The sequence below is a fragment of the Alkalimonas mucilaginosa genome, assembly GCF_036327005.1.
GTDB classification, from domain to species: Bacteria; Pseudomonadota; Gammaproteobacteria; order Enterobacterales; family Alteromonadaceae; genus Alkalimonas; species Alkalimonas mucilaginosa.
In genome coordinates, this window is record NZ_JAUGZK010000055.1 from 1 (window position 1) to 446 (window position 446).

Here is a 446-nt window from a genome sequence, read left to right on the forward strand (position 1 = left end):
CACAAGTCCGCAGCTTCGGTGTATGATTTAGCCCCGTTACATCTTCCGCGCAGGCCGACTCGACTAGTGAGCTATTACGCTTTCTTTAAAGGGTGGCTGCTTCTAAGCCAACCTCCTAGCTGTCTATGCCTTCCCACATCGTTTTCCACTTAATCATAACTTTGGGACCTTAGCTGGCGGTCTGGGTTGTTTCCCTTTCCACGACGGACGTTAGCACCCGCCGTGTGTCTCCCGAGTAGTACTCATTGGTATTCGGAGTTTGCATGGGGTTGGTAAGTCGGGATGACCCCCTAGCCCAAACAGTGCTCTACCCCCAATGGTATTCGCTCGAGGCGCTACCTAAATAGCTTTCGAGGAGAACCAGATATCTCCGAGCTTGATTAGCCTTTCACTCCGATCCACAAGTCATCCCCTAATTTTTCAACATTAGTGGGTTCGGTCCTCCA

Annotated in this window: 1 rRNA gene; it reads right to left on the reverse strand. The window is 51.1% G+C overall.

What is annotated here, in order from left to right:
* Nucleotides 1-446: ribosomal RNA gene (locus tag QWF21_RS18110) — 23S ribosomal RNA — on the reverse strand; the annotation flags it as partial.